General features: G+C 57.9%; 14 protein-coding genes. 4 read left to right on the forward strand and 10 right to left on the reverse strand.

Going from position 1 to position 14,379, the window contains the following annotated elements; all coding sequences use genetic code 11:
* Nucleotides 1-29: 29 nt before the first annotated feature.
* The 4 genes from AC2FFP_RS05310 to AC2FFP_RS05325 all read right to left on the reverse strand — a co-directional run bounded on the left by AC2FFP_RS05310 (nucleotide 30) and on the right by AC2FFP_RS05325 (nucleotide 5,073).
* The gene (locus tag AC2FFP_RS05310; RefSeq protein WP_496738600.1) at nucleotides 30-2,390 is read right to left on the reverse strand and encodes a xanthine dehydrogenase family protein molybdopterin-binding subunit; all 2,361 of its coding nucleotides are present in this window, start codon (nucleotides 2,388-2,390) and stop codon (nucleotides 30-32) included.
* A gap of 79 nt (nucleotides 2,391-2,469) precedes the next feature.
* A complete protein-coding gene (locus tag AC2FFP_RS05315) occupies nucleotides 2,470-2,955 on the reverse strand; it encodes a (2Fe-2S)-binding protein (RefSeq protein ID WP_109311614.1) in 486 nt (161 codons plus the stop codon).
* Nucleotides 2,956-3,106: 151 nt separating this feature from the next.
* Entirely contained in the window at nucleotides 3,107-4,108 is a 1,002-nt protein-coding gene (locus AC2FFP_RS05320) for a molybdopterin-binding protein (RefSeq protein ID WP_496765207.1), read from the reverse strand.
* Nucleotides 4,105-5,073: an XdhC family protein gene (locus AC2FFP_RS05325; protein WP_496765211.1), complete on the reverse strand. Its 969-nt coding sequence runs from the start codon at nucleotides 5,071-5,073 to the stop codon at nucleotides 4,105-4,107. The genes AC2FFP_RS05320 and AC2FFP_RS05325 overlap by 4 nt, the downstream gene beginning before the upstream one ends.
* 241 nt (nucleotides 5,074-5,314) lie before the next feature.
* Here AC2FFP_RS05325 and AC2FFP_RS05330 point away from each other — a divergent pair, with 241 nt between their 5' ends.
* Nucleotides 5,315-5,815 carry a hypothetical protein gene (locus AC2FFP_RS05330; protein WP_254452874.1) on the forward strand — a complete coding sequence of 167 codons (501 nt, stop codon included), beginning with the start codon at nucleotides 5,315-5,317 and terminating at the stop codon, nucleotides 5,813-5,815.
* Nucleotides 5,816-5,818: 3 nt separating this feature from the next.
* Here AC2FFP_RS05330 and AC2FFP_RS05335 read toward each other — a convergent pair whose 3' ends face one another.
* Together AC2FFP_RS05335 and AC2FFP_RS05340 are read right to left on the reverse strand one after the other, a co-directional pair.
* A complete protein-coding gene (locus AC2FFP_RS05335) occupies nucleotides 5,819-7,075 on the reverse strand; it encodes a vWA domain-containing protein (RefSeq protein WP_496704294.1) in 1,257 nt (418 codons plus the stop codon).
* Nucleotides 7,075-7,983, reverse strand: a complete 909-nt coding sequence (locus AC2FFP_RS05340; protein WP_496722580.1) for an AAA family ATPase — start codon at nucleotides 7,981-7,983, stop codon at nucleotides 7,075-7,077. The genes AC2FFP_RS05335 and AC2FFP_RS05340 overlap by 1 nt, the downstream gene beginning before the upstream one ends.
* 154 nt (nucleotides 7,984-8,137) lie before the next feature.
* Here AC2FFP_RS05340 and pyrC point away from each other — a divergent pair, with 154 nt between their 5' ends.
* Complete coding sequence (pyrC, locus tag AC2FFP_RS05345; protein WP_496776663.1) at nucleotides 8,138-9,175, forward strand: dihydroorotase; 1,038 nt, start codon at nucleotides 8,138-8,140, stop codon at nucleotides 9,173-9,175.
* Here pyrC and AC2FFP_RS05350 read toward each other — a convergent pair.
* Nucleotides 9,172-10,467, reverse strand: coding sequence for an MmgE/PrpD family protein (locus AC2FFP_RS05350; protein ID WP_496843921.1), 1,296 nt, complete (start codon nucleotides 10,465-10,467; stop codon nucleotides 9,172-9,174). The genes pyrC and AC2FFP_RS05350 overlap by 4 nt on opposite strands.
* Nucleotides 10,468-10,504: 37 nt before the next feature.
* The gene (locus AC2FFP_RS05355; protein ID WP_496765222.1) at nucleotides 10,505-10,951 is read right to left on the reverse strand and encodes a type II toxin-antitoxin system RatA family toxin; all 447 of its coding nucleotides are present in this window, start codon (nucleotides 10,949-10,951) and stop codon (nucleotides 10,505-10,507) included.
* 71 nt (nucleotides 10,952-11,022) lie between these two features.
* Between AC2FFP_RS05355 and hpt the strand changes: the two genes are divergently transcribed.
* A complete protein-coding gene (hpt, locus tag AC2FFP_RS05360; RefSeq protein ID WP_058271886.1) occupies nucleotides 11,023-11,565 on the forward strand; it encodes a hypoxanthine phosphoribosyltransferase in 543 nt (180 codons plus the stop codon).
* A 131-nt stretch (nucleotides 11,566-11,696) separates the two neighbouring features.
* A complete protein-coding gene (locus tag AC2FFP_RS05365) occupies nucleotides 11,697-12,056 on the forward strand; it encodes a hypothetical protein (protein ID WP_496765225.1) in 360 nt (119 codons plus the stop codon).
* Nucleotides 12,057-12,060: 4 nt separating this feature from the next.
* On the opposite strand, the gene AC2FFP_RS05370 is transcribed toward AC2FFP_RS05365, so the two are convergent.
* Together AC2FFP_RS05370 and lipA are read right to left on the reverse strand one after the other, a co-directional pair.
* Complete coding sequence (locus AC2FFP_RS05370; RefSeq protein ID WP_496765230.1) at nucleotides 12,061-13,203, reverse strand: amidohydrolase; 1,143 nt, start codon at nucleotides 13,201-13,203, stop codon at nucleotides 12,061-12,063.
* The gene (gene lipA, locus AC2FFP_RS05375) at nucleotides 13,200-14,150 is read right to left on the reverse strand and encodes a lipoyl synthase (RefSeq protein ID WP_496722568.1); all 951 of its coding nucleotides are present in this window, start codon (nucleotides 14,148-14,150) and stop codon (nucleotides 13,200-13,202) included. Before lipA ends, AC2FFP_RS05370 begins: the two co-directional genes overlap by 4 nt.
* Nucleotides 14,151-14,379 lie beyond the last annotated feature (229 nt).

Here is a 14,379-nt window from a genome sequence, read left to right on the forward strand (position 1 = left end):
GGGGCAGAGCCCCCAGCCCACCCAACCAATCAGCTGTTCATCGCCGCCCAGACGCGGGACGGGCTCACCGGCATATCGATGTGATCGACCGCCTTGCCGCCCGAGTTCAGCGCATCCAACACCGCATTGACCACCGCCGGCGGCGAGCCAATTGCACCGGCTTCGCCGCAGCCCTTCACACCTAACGGGTTATGCGTACAGGGCGTCTGGCTGGAATGATCGACACCATAGAAAGGTACGTCATCCGCGCGCGGCATCGCATAATCCATGAAAGACGCGCTCAGCAACTGACCGTTTTCGTCATAGGCACAGTTTTCCAGCAGCGCCTGACCAATACCCTGACCGATACCGCCATGAACCTGACCGTCGACGATCATCGGGTTGACTATGTTGCCAAAGTCGTCAGCGGCAGTGAAGGCCTCGATGGTCACCTGACCGGTCTCGGGGTCAACCTCGACCTCGCACGCATATGCACCGGCGGGGTAAGTAAAGTTGGCCGGGTCGTAAAACGCGGTCTCCTCCAACCCTGGCTCAACTTCCAGCGGATAGTTGTGCGGAACATAAGCCGTCAGGGTCACATCACCCCAGGCCACCGATTTGTCCGTGCCCGCGACGCTGAACTGACCGTCCTTAAGCTCGATATCGGCCTCGGACGCTTCCAAAAGGTGGGCCGCGATCTTCTTCGCTTTCTCGATCACCTTTTCCGTCGCCTTGACCATGGCCGAACCACAAACGGCCAGCGAACGCGAACCGTATGTGCCCATACCAAACGGGATCTTGGAGGTGTCACCATGAACGATCTCGACCATCGACTCGTCGATACCGATCATGTCGGCTACGACTTGCGGAAAGGCCGTCTCGTGCCCCTGCCCGTGGCTGTGTGCGCCCACCATGACGCTGATCGAACCGGTGGCGTTCACCCGAACAGTTGCGGCATCATACAGACCCGCGCGGGCCCCCAGCATCCCGACGATGTTCGAAGGCGCGATACCGCAGGCCTCAATATAGCAGTTGATGCCCAGACCACGCAGCTTGCCATTGGCTTCGCTTTCGGCCCGACGCGCGGCGAAACCCGCCAGATCGGCAGCGACCTCAAGCTTGTCCATCGTCCCGTTGTAATCCCCGGTGTCATAAGTCAGTGCGACCGGAGTGTCATAGGGGAACTGAGTGATAAAGTTCTGACGGCGCAGGGCAATCGGATCAACACCCAACTCGCGTGCAGCTTTGTCAACGACACGCTCCAGCTGGTAGGTCGCCTCTGGGCGTCCAGCGCCGCGATAGGCGTCCACCGGCACCGTGTTGGTGAACATCGCCTTCACATTCACCTGAATGACCGGCGTCTTGTAGTTGCCTGCCATCAGCGTGCCGTGCAGCCAGGTCGGAACTGAGCTAGAGAAGGTCGACAGATACGCACCAAGGTTCGCATAGGTGTTGGTGCGCAGGCCGATGAAGTTGTTGTCTGCATCCAGCGCCAACTCGATCTTGCTGACATGGTCGCGGCCATGGGCATCGGACATGAACGCCTCGGACCTGCTTGAGGTCCACTTGACCGGGCGATTGCAGGCCTTGGCAGCAAAGGTGCAGAACGCTTCTTCCGCATAGTGGAATATCTTGGTGCCAAAACCGCCGCCCACGTCCGGGGCCACCACGCGCACTTTATGTTCGGGCAGGCCCAGAACAAAAGCACACATCAGCAGGCGGATCACATGCGGGTTTTGCGACGTGGTAAATAGCGTGTATTCGTCCGTACCACGCTTGTACTCACCCACCGCCACACGCGGTTCCATCGGGTTTGCGACCAGGCGGTTGTTGACCAGATCCAGCGTCGTTACGTGAGCTGCATTGGCAAAGACCTCATCGACCTTGGCGTCGTCCGTCTCACCCAATTGCCAGTCATAGCAGATGTTGTTTTTCAGATCGTCGTGAACCAGCGTCGACCCATCCTGAGCAGCAGCTTTCATGTTCATGACAGCCGGCAGTTCTTCGATATCCAGATCGATCGCCTCGGCCGCATCACGGGCCTGTTCGAGACTGTCGGCCACAACGGCCGCAATCGGGTCGCCCACATGGCGCACCTTGCCTTGTGCCAAAATAGGGTGCGGCGGTTCCTGCATAGGTGCGCCGTGCTTGTCGGTCACTTCCCAACCGCAGGGCATCCCGCCCACGCCTTCGAAATCCTTGCCGGTGAAAACCTTCACCACGCCCGGCATGCCTTCAGCTGCAGAGGTGTCGATACTTTGGATCCGTCCATGCGCGATGTCGGACCGTAGGAAATGTACATAGGCCTGGCCATGTACGTTGATGTCGTCGGTATAATTGCCCGCTCCGGTCAGAAAGCGTACGTCTTCGCGCCGCTTGGAACTGGCTCCGATGCCACTGTCTTTGGGCATTGCTTGTTCTCCTCCCATAAACGGATGCTGTGCATCCTATGTCTTCCCACGGGCGCTTCATCGGACGCCCGTAGCGGCATCATTCGGCAGCGATGCTGCTGACGTCCTGACCAGATGCGGCCATGATCGCCTTGACAATGTTGTGGTAGCCGGTGCAACGGCACAGGTTGCCTTCCAGATACTTGCGCACCTCGGCTTCGGTCGGGCGCGGGTTTTCCTTCAGCAGTGCTGCAGCACTCATGACCATTCCCGGTGTGCAGAAACCGCATTGCAAGCCGTGATGGTCCTGAAATGCCTGCTGAATCACGTTCAGCGAGCCATCCTGGTTAGCCTGGCCTTCGATCGTGCCCACATCAGCCCCGTCTGCCTCAAGTGCCAGCATATTGCAGGACTTCACCGCCTCGCCGTTCACATGGACAACACACGCGCCACATTGCGCTGTATCGCAACCCACATGAGTGCCAGTGAGATTGAGATTCTCGCGTAAAAAACCGGACAACAGCGTCCGACCTTCCACCTCACCGCTCACGGTCTTACCGTTCACGGTCATTGAGACCTTGGTCATAAGATCCTCCCCTATTGGCTTTTATCGCTATCGCCGAGTTAAACACGGGAAAATTTGTTTGAGAACAAAAATATTTAGCGCCAATATCCGACGTTCGTAGGGGTCGTCTTTTCCATCTCAGCCGCCTAAGAAGAAAAGCTAAATTGCTACATCACCTTTTGCGCGACGCACGTGGTTGCGGCCGCGTCGGGATTTCTTTCAACAACCCGCCAACCCCCATCCCAGCAATGTCCGCGCCGGTTGTTTCTATCCCGCAAGCAACCCGCGACAGGACCCAATCCGCACCGTTCAATGCAGGCGAACGGGCGCACCCGGGCAATCCGATTACCGGCCTTGGGCCGAGTGTTCCAAGAAACAGCAGATTGCCGGGGTCGACTGGCATGCCGAACCTGTCCACCTGACCGCCAGCCGCCCGCACGGCCTGAGGTGCAACATCAAAAACATCAGATGTGGCAGAGCCGGTCAGGATCATCACAATGTCACCGGCAGCCTCTGAAATAGCCTGCGAAAGCGGTTCGGCTTTGTGTGGAACGATCCGTACATCGCTGAGGTCCATGCCAAGGGTTTCCACCCGGCCACGAATGGCTGCAATACCCTTTTCGTTGGGGGGACCTCCGGGAATATCCGTGACGATCAGCCCTGCCGTTTTATGGACCGGTGCCATCAGACGAATCGAAGCCCTGGCCAGACCAGCGGCCTGCACGACGTCATCCTTTGGAACGGCATAGGATATCACCTTGATCGTGGCGACCATCCCGCCCGGGCCCATCTGTTGATATTGCGGCACCGTCGCTACGGTGATCATCGGGTTGACGCAGTTGAACTCCTGCAGGGCCGCGACGTCCAATTCGACAACACCTGGCCCGTCGGCCAGCAAGTTCACGCGCCCGGTAAACGGCTGCGTTACCCGTAAACCGGCAGCGTCTGGATCAGGCGCAAGCGCTGCGGCCAACATTTCAGCAGCCTCGTCTTCGTGGCAATCGCCGGGCTCAAGCTGCGCAACCGTGACCTCATCATATCCAGCTGCACCCAGCTGAGCGCCATGTTCGGACGTCAGCAGCAATCCTTTGCGCAACTTGGCATCCTGCACCTGGACGGAGTGTGCAAGGATCGCGCCGGTGGCCTCAGCGACAGGAACGGGACCGAATTTCACGCCTTGCCCCGCAGCACGGCCGTCATCTGGGCGAGGATGGCCACCGCGATCTCGGACGGATCCGCCGCGCCGATATCCAATCCAATAGGTCCGTGGATCTGGGCAATCTGTTCGTCCGAAAAACCCGCCTCTTTCATGCGAGCAACTCGTTTGGCATGCGTACGCGTGGACCCCAGAGCCCCGATAAAAAACACGCCCGCCTTCAAGGCGGATTCCAAAGCCGGGTCGTCCAATTTGGGGTCATGCGTCAGCAAGACAACAGCGGTTCGCGTGTCCATACCCAGCTTGGCCACCGCCTCGTCCGGCCAATCAGTCAGGATGGTTTCGCCCGGGAAACGGGCACCAGAGGCAAAGGCATCGCGCGGGTCGATGATGGCCGGATCATATCCTGCGATCCGGGCCATCGGAACCAGCGCCTGCGCAATGTGCACTGCTCCCACAATTATCAATCGCAGCGGAGGGTTGTGGACCGCAACAAATGTCTGTCCGTCCTCCTCAAAACCTGATCGGTCCTTGCGCATTCGGTCTGAATAGGCTTTCCGCCGCAAAGCCCGATGACCGGTTTCGGTATTAACTTCATAGGCCACCGGTTCCCGCTGAGCGCGGGCTTTGACCAGATCTCGCAACATGGATTCTGGCAGGACCGAACCGATAGGTTCCACTAAAACACGGATCGTTCCGCCACAGGCCAGACCCACAGCAAAGGCATCTTCGTCGCTGACGCCAAATTCCAACAGACGTGCCTCACCCTCGTCCATCGCTTCAAGCGCTTCGACGATGACCGCCCCTTCGACACAGCCACCGGACACCGAGCCTTCGATGCGACCATCTGCAGCAATCACCAACTGAGCCCCGACACGGCGCGGCGCGCTGCCCCAGGTTTCAACCACCGTGGCCAGCGCGGTTGGATGACCTTCGTCATGCCATTTAAGAGCCGTCTCTGGGCTGTTGTCGAATCTGTCCATTGCACCCTCCCGGCCTGTTCTGATCCAACATAGGCAGGTTTGGCGCAATGAAAAGTGAGCCTTAAGACCAATATCGAATGTTCCCCACTCACTTACGCAACGACCTGAATCGGCGTATACAAGCCCAGATCAGCACGCCAACGACTAATCATTGATTGCACCTGAACCAGATTCTAGCCTACATGCATAGCTGCTGCATTCCAGTATGCGCATATTAATTTTTCACAACGGAGACAGAGAGTTGAAACGCATTATTACACTCGGAATGGCATTTGGCCTGTTCACCGCAAGCGTTGCATCCGCGGACACTTTCCTGCGTTACGGCGAAGTTGAAGGTTGGAAAGTCTTTATCGACGAAGACAAGAAATCCTGCCTGATCGAAGCTGTAGACGACGCCGAAAATGTCGTTCAGATGGGTCTGACCGAAGACCGTAGCGTCGGATATGTCGGCGTCTTCACCAAGGCCAAGACCGACATCAAGCGCGGTGAAAAAGAAGCTGTCGCGGTCCTGCTGGGCGACAATATCTATGTTGGTGAAGCAACCGGTATGAAGGGCAACATCACCAAGGGTTACTCTGGTGGGTACGTCCTGTCTGACGATCCCCAATTCGCCGATGACCTCGCCAAGCAAAAGGTTATGGTTGTGTTCCCGGAAAAGGAATTTGCCTTCACCGTTGATCTGACCGGTACTTACAAAGCCATGGAAATGGCCCGCAAGTGTAACGAAGAACAGCTGAGCTGATACTCAGTCGGAAAGCGCGGACAACAACCGCGCTTTCTCACCCACGTCATCGGGTTTTGAGATGACATTGGCCAGATCTTCCAACGACGCGATCGAGTGACCAGCACGGAAGCTGTCCACATGCGGCAGCATTGCTGCGACGCCTTGCGCTTTGGGCGCGAACCCATCCCACCGCAGCAATGGATTCAACCAGATCAGACGGCGCGCGGACAGGTGCAGACGCTCCACCTCTTTACCCAACGCCTCGGGGTCTCCGCGATCCAGCCCGTCCGAGATCAATAGGACCACAGCACCCTGCCCCATGACCCGCCGCGACCAATCGCGGTTGAACGCATGCAGACACTCGCCAATCCGCGTCCCCCCTTCCCAATCCTGCGCCTCGGCCCCGGCGGCGGCCAGCGCGGCATCTACGTCGCGCTGCTGAAGATGGCGAGTGATGTTGGTCAGGCGCGTCCCGAACGTAAACGCATGAACCTTGGCCCAGCCCGCCCCTTTGGCATTCGAAACGGCATGAAGGAAATGCAGAACGACCCGACTGTATTGGCTCATTGACCCCGAAATATCGCAGAGTACAACAAGGTTGGGCCATCGCGGCTTGGGCTTGAGCTTGGCAATGTCGCGCAACTCTCCCCCCTGCCGCATCGCCGCGCGCAGCGTTCGCGCCCGATCGATACGATGGCCCAAATGGCTGGACTGACCACGTCTGGATTCTATCGGCTTTACCGGCAGAGCAAGCCGCGACAGCATGCGCTTGGCTTGCGCGATCTCGGCGGTGCTCATCTGCTCAAAGTCCAGACTGCGCAGGCGTTCCTCGGAGGACGCCGTTTGCGAGGCGTCGATCTCTAACTCAGTCTCCTCTTCCTGCTCAGCCACCTCGGGCAGATCACGTTCGACCCCGTCCAACAACGCCTCGGCCGCGCGCTTTTCGGCCGCGTCAGCCTTGCGTTCTTCCTGTACGCCACGGATGGCCGGCAGCATCATCGACATCATGTGTTCAAGATATCGGGGGTCACGCCAATAGAGGCGAAAGACCTGCGCAAATACAGTGCGGTGTTCCGGGCGGTTCACAAAACAGGCGTGCAGTGTCCAATAGAAATCCTGTTTTTCCGTGAACCCCGCCGCTTGTACCGCGCGAATGGCGTCAACAACGCGCCCAGTTCCGATCGGCAACCCGGCTTTACGCAACGCCCGCGCAAAATGAGTGATGTTCTGCGCCAGCTTGGGGTTGTCAGGAATGTCGATCGGAAGCTGTTCAGCCATCAGGCTGGTTCCAGCGACGCTTTGGCTTGATCCAGTATTCGTTTGGCCTCGGACCCCTGCAATTTCTGGATGTCGTCCTGATATTTCAAGATCGCACCCAAGGTATCACCGATGACTTCGGGGCTAAGGTTGATGACGTCCAGCGCAAGCAGGCATTTGGCCCAATCAATCGTCTCCGCCACACCCGGTTTCTTGAACAAGTCTTCGGTGCGTAGATGCTGAACAAAGGCCACGACCTCACGACTAAGCGCTTCGGCAGCTTCCGGCGCGCGCGCGTGCAGGATTTCGATCTCTCGGTCGAAATCGGGGTAGTCGACCCAATGATAGAGGCAGCGTCGTTTTAGTGCATCATGCACTTCGCGTGTGCGGTTCGAGGTGACGATCACGATGGGCGGCTCCGGTGCTTTGACCGTGCCCAGTTCAGGAATCGTGACCTGAAAATCGCTGAGCGCCTCAAGCAAGAAGGCCTCGAACGGTTCGTCCGTGCGATCAAGTTCGTCGATCAGCAGGACCGGCGCACCATGTTCGTCCGGGCGCATTGCCTGCAGCAGCGGGCGTTCAATCAGGTACTCGTCCGAGAATAGCTCGGTCTGCAATGTGCCCCGATCCGCCCCGCCCGAGGCTTCGGCCGTGCGGATCGCCACCATCTGCGCCGGAAAATTCCATTCGTAAACAGCGGAAGAGGCATCCAGACCTTCGTAGCATTGCAACCTGATCAGGCGACGATTCAGTCCGGCGGCAAGGGCCTTGGCGATCTCAGTCTTGCCCACCCCGGCCTCACCTTCCAGAAACAGTGGTCGGCCCAGTTTCAGGGACAGAAACACCACCGTCGCCAGCGCGCGCCCGCAGACATAACCTTGCGCGCCCAGCGTGGATTGAACGGCGTCGATGGAATCTGGCTGTGTCATGTTTCGATCTCTCCCTTGGCACAACAGGTCATGGGCGCTCGCGCGCGTCAAGGCTGTGTTCTTTCCGGGACTTACGACGATCGCACAAGTTGACAAGGTCTGGGACCGAATTGAAGGTCTTTCACCGCCGGGTCCGCTGTGCTAGCGGAAGGCCATGACCGATACCCTCACGATCCGCCGCCCCGACGACTGGCATCTGCACCTGCGCGATGGCGCGATGTTGCAGGCCGTCCTGCCCGAAACCGCGCGTCATTTTGCCCGCGCGATCATTATGCCGAACCTTGTACCGCCCGTCGTACGCGGCGATCAGGCCGCCGCCTATCGCGACCGCATATTGGCTGCGCTACCCGAAGGCATGACGTTCGACCCGTTGATGACGCTGTACCTGACCGAGGATACGGACCCCGATGATATGGCAGCAGCCCATGCCAGCGGTTTGGTCAAAGCGGTCAAACTGTACCCGGCGGGCGCAACAACCAACTCTGCCTCGGGCGTGCAGGACTTCGACAAAGTGCGTCCGGTGCTGGAAAAGATGGCCGAGATCGGCCTGCCCTTGTGCGTACATGGTGAGGTCACCGACGCCGAGATCGACATCTTCGACCGCGAAGCTGTGTTCATCGTCCGTGTTCTGGATCCGATCCGCAAGGCCACACCCGGCCTGCGCGTGGTGATGGAGCACATCACGACCGCGAACGGCGTTGACTACGTCAAATCCAATGACATGGATCTGGGTGCAACGATCACAGCGCACCACCTGATCATCAACCGCAACCATATCCTCGTGGGTGGAATCAAGCCGCATTACTATTGCTTGCCCGTTGCCAAGCGCGAAGAACATCGATTGGCTCTGCTGGCAGCTGCAACCTCTGGCGATGCGCGTTATTTCCTGGGTACTGACAGCGCACCCCACACCGACGCCAACAAGGAAATGGCCTGCGGGTGTGCGGGATGTTTCACGGCGACCAATACAATGTCACTGGTGGCCGAGATGTTTGACCGCGAGGGCGCTTTGGACAAGCTGGAAGGCTTTGTGTCTTTGAACGGCCCGGCCTTCTATCGCCTTCCGGTGAATGAGGAAACCATCACCCTGACCAAAGGCGAACCGGTCGAATACCCGGACAAGATCGACTGCGAAGATGGTCCGGTCACAGTGTTTGAACCGGGTTTCCCGCTACACTGGCGCGTGACTTAACCCTCCAGCAACGCAGACAAATCGCGGGCGCGGCCTCCGGTGCGCAGCATCGACCAGATCGCGTCCGCGTCATCTGTTCCGATCAGCTTGTTGGCTTTGCCTCGCACCCGGTCCTCACGGTCCGACAGCGTCATCGGGGCCAACAGGTCATGCGTGGCCTCGCGCCTTGCCCCATCCCGGCGCAACAAGGTCAGCTGCGCCTGCGTTTCCGACAAACTTTCATCCGCTTCGACAGAGACTCGGTCCCGCAAGGATACTAGCCGCGGGTCGGCGCATATCTTGTCCGAATAGCTGCCCGGCAGGGCCGTATCATAGCCAAGCGCCTGCATCGCAATCACCGTCCGATAAGAGAACTTGGCACCGAGGCCAGTTGTCGGGGATGTCTGGTTGCAGACGCTCATCCACCTTGGATGCGTCTTGATCTTGATCTCGGCGACTTCCGGTTCGGCGATATCCAGGTCGCGCGCGGCCTCAAGTGCTGCGTGCAAACCGTGACAACACGCATGAAACTTGTGACTGACGCCTTCAAAAAGCCATTCCGCGCCCAGCCCATCCAATGAGGCCGCAATGTGAGACTGTCCTTTATGTGTCGCGCCAAATCCATAGGACCCTTCCAACGCGTCTGAATTGGGATCGAATCCCGATGCCACCAACAAAGCTGCCTCAACCCCGGCAGAGGCAGCAAGACCCGCGTTATAAGGTTTTCCCATCGTTCCGAATTGCGCCTTTAGACCGGCAGCCCGAGTCGCTGTCAGGCCCAGAACTTTGCGCATCTGTTCGACGTCGAACCCCAGTATGCGCCCTGCAGCGACAGCCGCACCAAATGCGCCAGACGTTGCTGTCTGGTGAAAGCCCGCCTGATAGTGTTCGCGCCCCAGCCAGACGCCGATCCGAATGGACGTCTCCATCCCAACCAAGGCTGCCTCAAGGAAATCGACCAGAATACGGTCGTCCCACTCGCTTATGGCCAGCGCCGCCGGAAGGACGGCAACGGATGGATGCCCGATATGGGCAAAATGCGTGTCGTCATAATCCAGGGCATGCGACACGGTTCCGTTTACCAATGCAGCACCGCGCAGGGGTGCCCCACCTCCACCAAAAAGGCGCGCTTGTTCCGCACCCCCTTCGCCAAGCACAAGGTCGCGCACTGTCCGCGAAACAGGTTCATCAACTCCGGCACGCCCGACAGCAATCCAGTCCAAAACAGAAAGAGACGTAACGACCCGCGTCTGCAAAGTCGTCGTGATTGGCCCCGCCGCGAAGGCTGCCAGTGATGTGGTAAAATCGGTCATGGGCGCAGTCTAGCGACCGCCAACCCGGGGTAAAGACCTAGCTGTACAAGTCCTTCGCGCGGGTCTCAAAGGCCTGAACGATCCGATGCATAGCCTCGTTGAAGACCACGCCGATGATCCCCTGAAGGATCGCGTTCTTGAATTCGAAATCCACGTGGAACGTGATGTTGCATCCGCCATCGTCGGCGTCAGCGAATTGCCAGTCGGATTTCATGTATTTGAAAGGACCGTCCAGATATTCAGTGTCGATTCTTTTCTGATCGGCAAACAGTGTTACCCGGCTGCCGAACCGTTCGCGGAACACTTTGAACGAGATCACCAGATCTGCTTCCATGACTTGCGCCTCACCCGCCGCATAGGTCCGACGAATGCGGGCAGCTGCGCACCACGGCAGAAACTCGGGGTACTTGGCCACATCGGCGACCAGCTCGTACATCTGCTGCGCAGTGTAAAGAAGGTGGCGTGTTTCCGAATGAGTAGGCATGGCGTCCGGTTTTTCAGGTGACAATGGCGCGTCATGTCGTATGTTGCGCGCCAAAGATCAAGGGGGCAGCGATGAGCGACCGCGCATATGTGATAGATACGATGATCTCGGCCAAGGCGATTGCAGCCCGAATCGAGGAATTATGCCGCGAAATCACGGCAGAATTCGGAGATACCGACAAGCTGATCGTGGTCGGCCTGCTGCGCGGCAGTTTCGTCTTCATCGCGGATCTGGTGCGCGAGCTGGACCTGCCGATCGAAGTCGATTTCCTCGAAGTATCCTCGTATGGAGACGCGATGGAAAGCAGCCGGGAAGTACGTATTCTCAAAGACTTACGCGGCGCGATTGAAGGGCGCGATGTTTTGGCTGTTGAGGATATTGTCGACACCGGCCACACGCTGAACCACGTCACAAAACTGTTGCGCAGCCGCAAGCCAAGCCGACTTAAGTCCATTGCCTTGCTGGACAAACCCAGCCGGCGCGAGGTCGATTTCCGTTCCGATTGGATCGGCTTTGAAATTCCGGACGAATTCGTTGTGGGTTACGGGATCGACTACGCGCAGCGCAATCGCAACCTGCCGTTTATTGGTAAGGTTCGATTTGTCGAAGACTGAGAGGGGCAAAAACAAACCCAGATTCCAATAGTCAAAGTAGCTGCGCACCCTTTCATTCACTTAATTGAATACCATTGGACAACGCCCTCAACAACAGATTACCCTCCGACCATCTTGGGAGGATTCTGCTTATGAAAGTAATGTCTATTGGGCTTCTGGCGACTTGCGCCGTCGCCGCAACGGTTGGTCTTGCGGACGCAAAAGACAACAAGGGCAAAGGGAAAGGCCCAGACAAGTCGAAAATCGAAAAGTCGATAAAGACCAATAATGGCGTTGGTGTACCGCCCGGACAGATCAAGCGTTATACGCGAGGTCAGAAACTCCCTAACGATCTGAATTTTGATTATCTTGATGACCTGGACAGCTGGAAGTTGAAGCCCCTACCCGCCGGTCAGCGATATATTCGCGTGGATGACGAAATCCTGTCGATATCAGATGACACTAAGACAGTCATTGATGCCGTTGGAATAGTGAGCGATCTCGTAAACTGAAGTTTCAGCCATTAAGTGATCGAATTGCGGCAACAAATACGTCTACTCCTACCGGGATAAGTGCGTCTGGGAAATCATAGTCAGGGTTATGCAATTGCGGATGATCCTGCCCCGACCCCAGCCAGAACATGGCCGTTTTCGCGGCTTTGCCGAATTGCCCGAAGTCTTCTGAGAACTTTTGCGGCGTCTTTGTTGAATGGCACGGCACTCCACGCTCGGCGCAGGCTGTTGCGATGATGCTCACCGCGTCACTGTGATTGACGCAGGCCTCGAAGACATCGTCATAGGTGATCTCAAAACCCAGACTGTCGGTGGATGCAGCGCGGCGCGCCAGCGCCTCGGCCTCGGTGATCAGCGTTTGCATCCGGGCGTCTGAAACAGTGCGCAAGGTTACCCAGATCTCGGCCTGCCCCGGAGCGACGCCGAAAGTCGGCTCTCCCAAACGGGCATGCGTCACCGTTGTCAGCGCAAAATCAGCGTCCAACGCGCCGCCTGCGCCCAAACCTGCCAGTTGCAACATCAATTCAGACATTGCCCGAGCCGGGGAATTCCCATCCTGAGGCGCAGCCGCATGGGATGTCTTGCCGGTCAGGATTATCTTCATCCCGCGCGAGGCGCAGTTAGCCGAACCCTGACATAACTCAACGGCGCCAAGTTCCAATCCCGGCAGATTGTGCAGAGAGAACACGTAGTCCGGCGCGATCTGCGCGAATTGGGGGTCCGTGCGAAAGGCGATGGCGCCCTGCCCGGTTTCCTCAGCCGGTTGAAAGATCAGAACCACCCGACCCTTATTAGGTCGCTGTCGCCCCAGGTCTTCGGCAACGCCAAGCACCATCGTCATGTGCCCATCATGGCCGCACAAATGCCCTTTGCCCGGAACCTTCGACACATAGGGGTGCGTGCCAAGTTCTTGAATCGGCAGTCCGTCCAACTCGCACCGGATACCCACGGTCGGCCCAGCTTGCCCACTGTCAAAAACCGCGGCAACACCGTGCCCCCCCAGTCCGGTTAGCACATGGTCCGCACCGAATCCCTGCAACAGCTCTGTCATGCGGGCAGCGGTATCGTGCTCCTGCCCGGAAAGTTCGGGATATTGGTGCAGGTTGTGGCGCAGGCGTGTCAGCCGCGCGTGCGCTTCGGGTGTCACCCCTGTTCCAGCTTTTTCTGGCGAGCCTCACGCAACCGGGCAAAGTCATCGCCCGCGTGATAGGACGACCGGGTCAGTGGTGTCGCAGACACCATCAGGAACCCTTTGCCATAAGCTGCCTTTTCATAGGATGCGAACTCTTCCGGCGTCACGAACCGATCCACACCATGGTGTTTGGGCGTGGGCTGCAGATACTGACCGATGGTTAGAAAGTCGATATCGGCAGCGCGCATGTCATCCATGACTTGCCGGACTTCTTGCTCGTTCTCACCCAAGCCGACCATGATTCCTGATTTAGTAAAGATCGACGGGTCCAGCTCTTTGACGCGCTGCAACAGCCGCAACGAGTGGAAATAACGCGCACCGGGACGCACTTCGAGGTACAGGCCGGGTACGGTTTCTAGATTGTGGTTGAACACATCCGGCTTGGCCTCGACGACGGTCTCAAGAACGGAAGAATCACATTTCAGGAAATCTGGCGTCAAGATTTCAATCGTCGTCTTAGGCGACCGATGCCGCACCGCGCGTATCGTCTGCGCGAAATGGTCGGCACCTCCGTCCTTCAGGTCATCGCGGTCAACCGACGTGATCACGACGTGGTTCAGGCCCAATTTTTCGACTGCGTGGGCCACACGACCCGGTTCAAAAACATCCAGATCATCAGGGCGGCCTGTCGCGATGTTGCAGAACGTGCAACCGCGGGTACAAATCTCGCCCATGATCATCATGGTGGCGTGGCCCTGGCTCCAGCATTCGCCGACATTTGGGCATCCGGCCTCTTCACAGACAGTGACCAGATTGTTTTCGCGCATGATCTTGTGCGTCTCAGCATAACCCTTACCGCCGGGTGCCTTGACGCGTATCCACTTGGGCTTTTTGGGCTGCGCATTGTCTGGACGATGCGCTTTTTCGGGATGACGTTGTTCTGGGATCTTCAGATCACGCACGGCTGGCTTTCCTGACTTTGGGTCAATTTTCTTTGCCCTAACATAATACGCACGCGCAGACTATGCCACCCGGGTATACCCGCCATGCACGGTACGTTTGCACTCGCAGAAAATAGCCCGGCACTTCAAACACTCTAGGCAGATTAACCCTCGTTTACAGCTACCTAAAGTTATATCGCAATTGCAGCATTTCTGGCGTTGAAGGCGGTTTAGAACTGTTTTAAGTCAC

Source organism: Ruegeria sp. YTSC004, assembly GCF_059609805.1.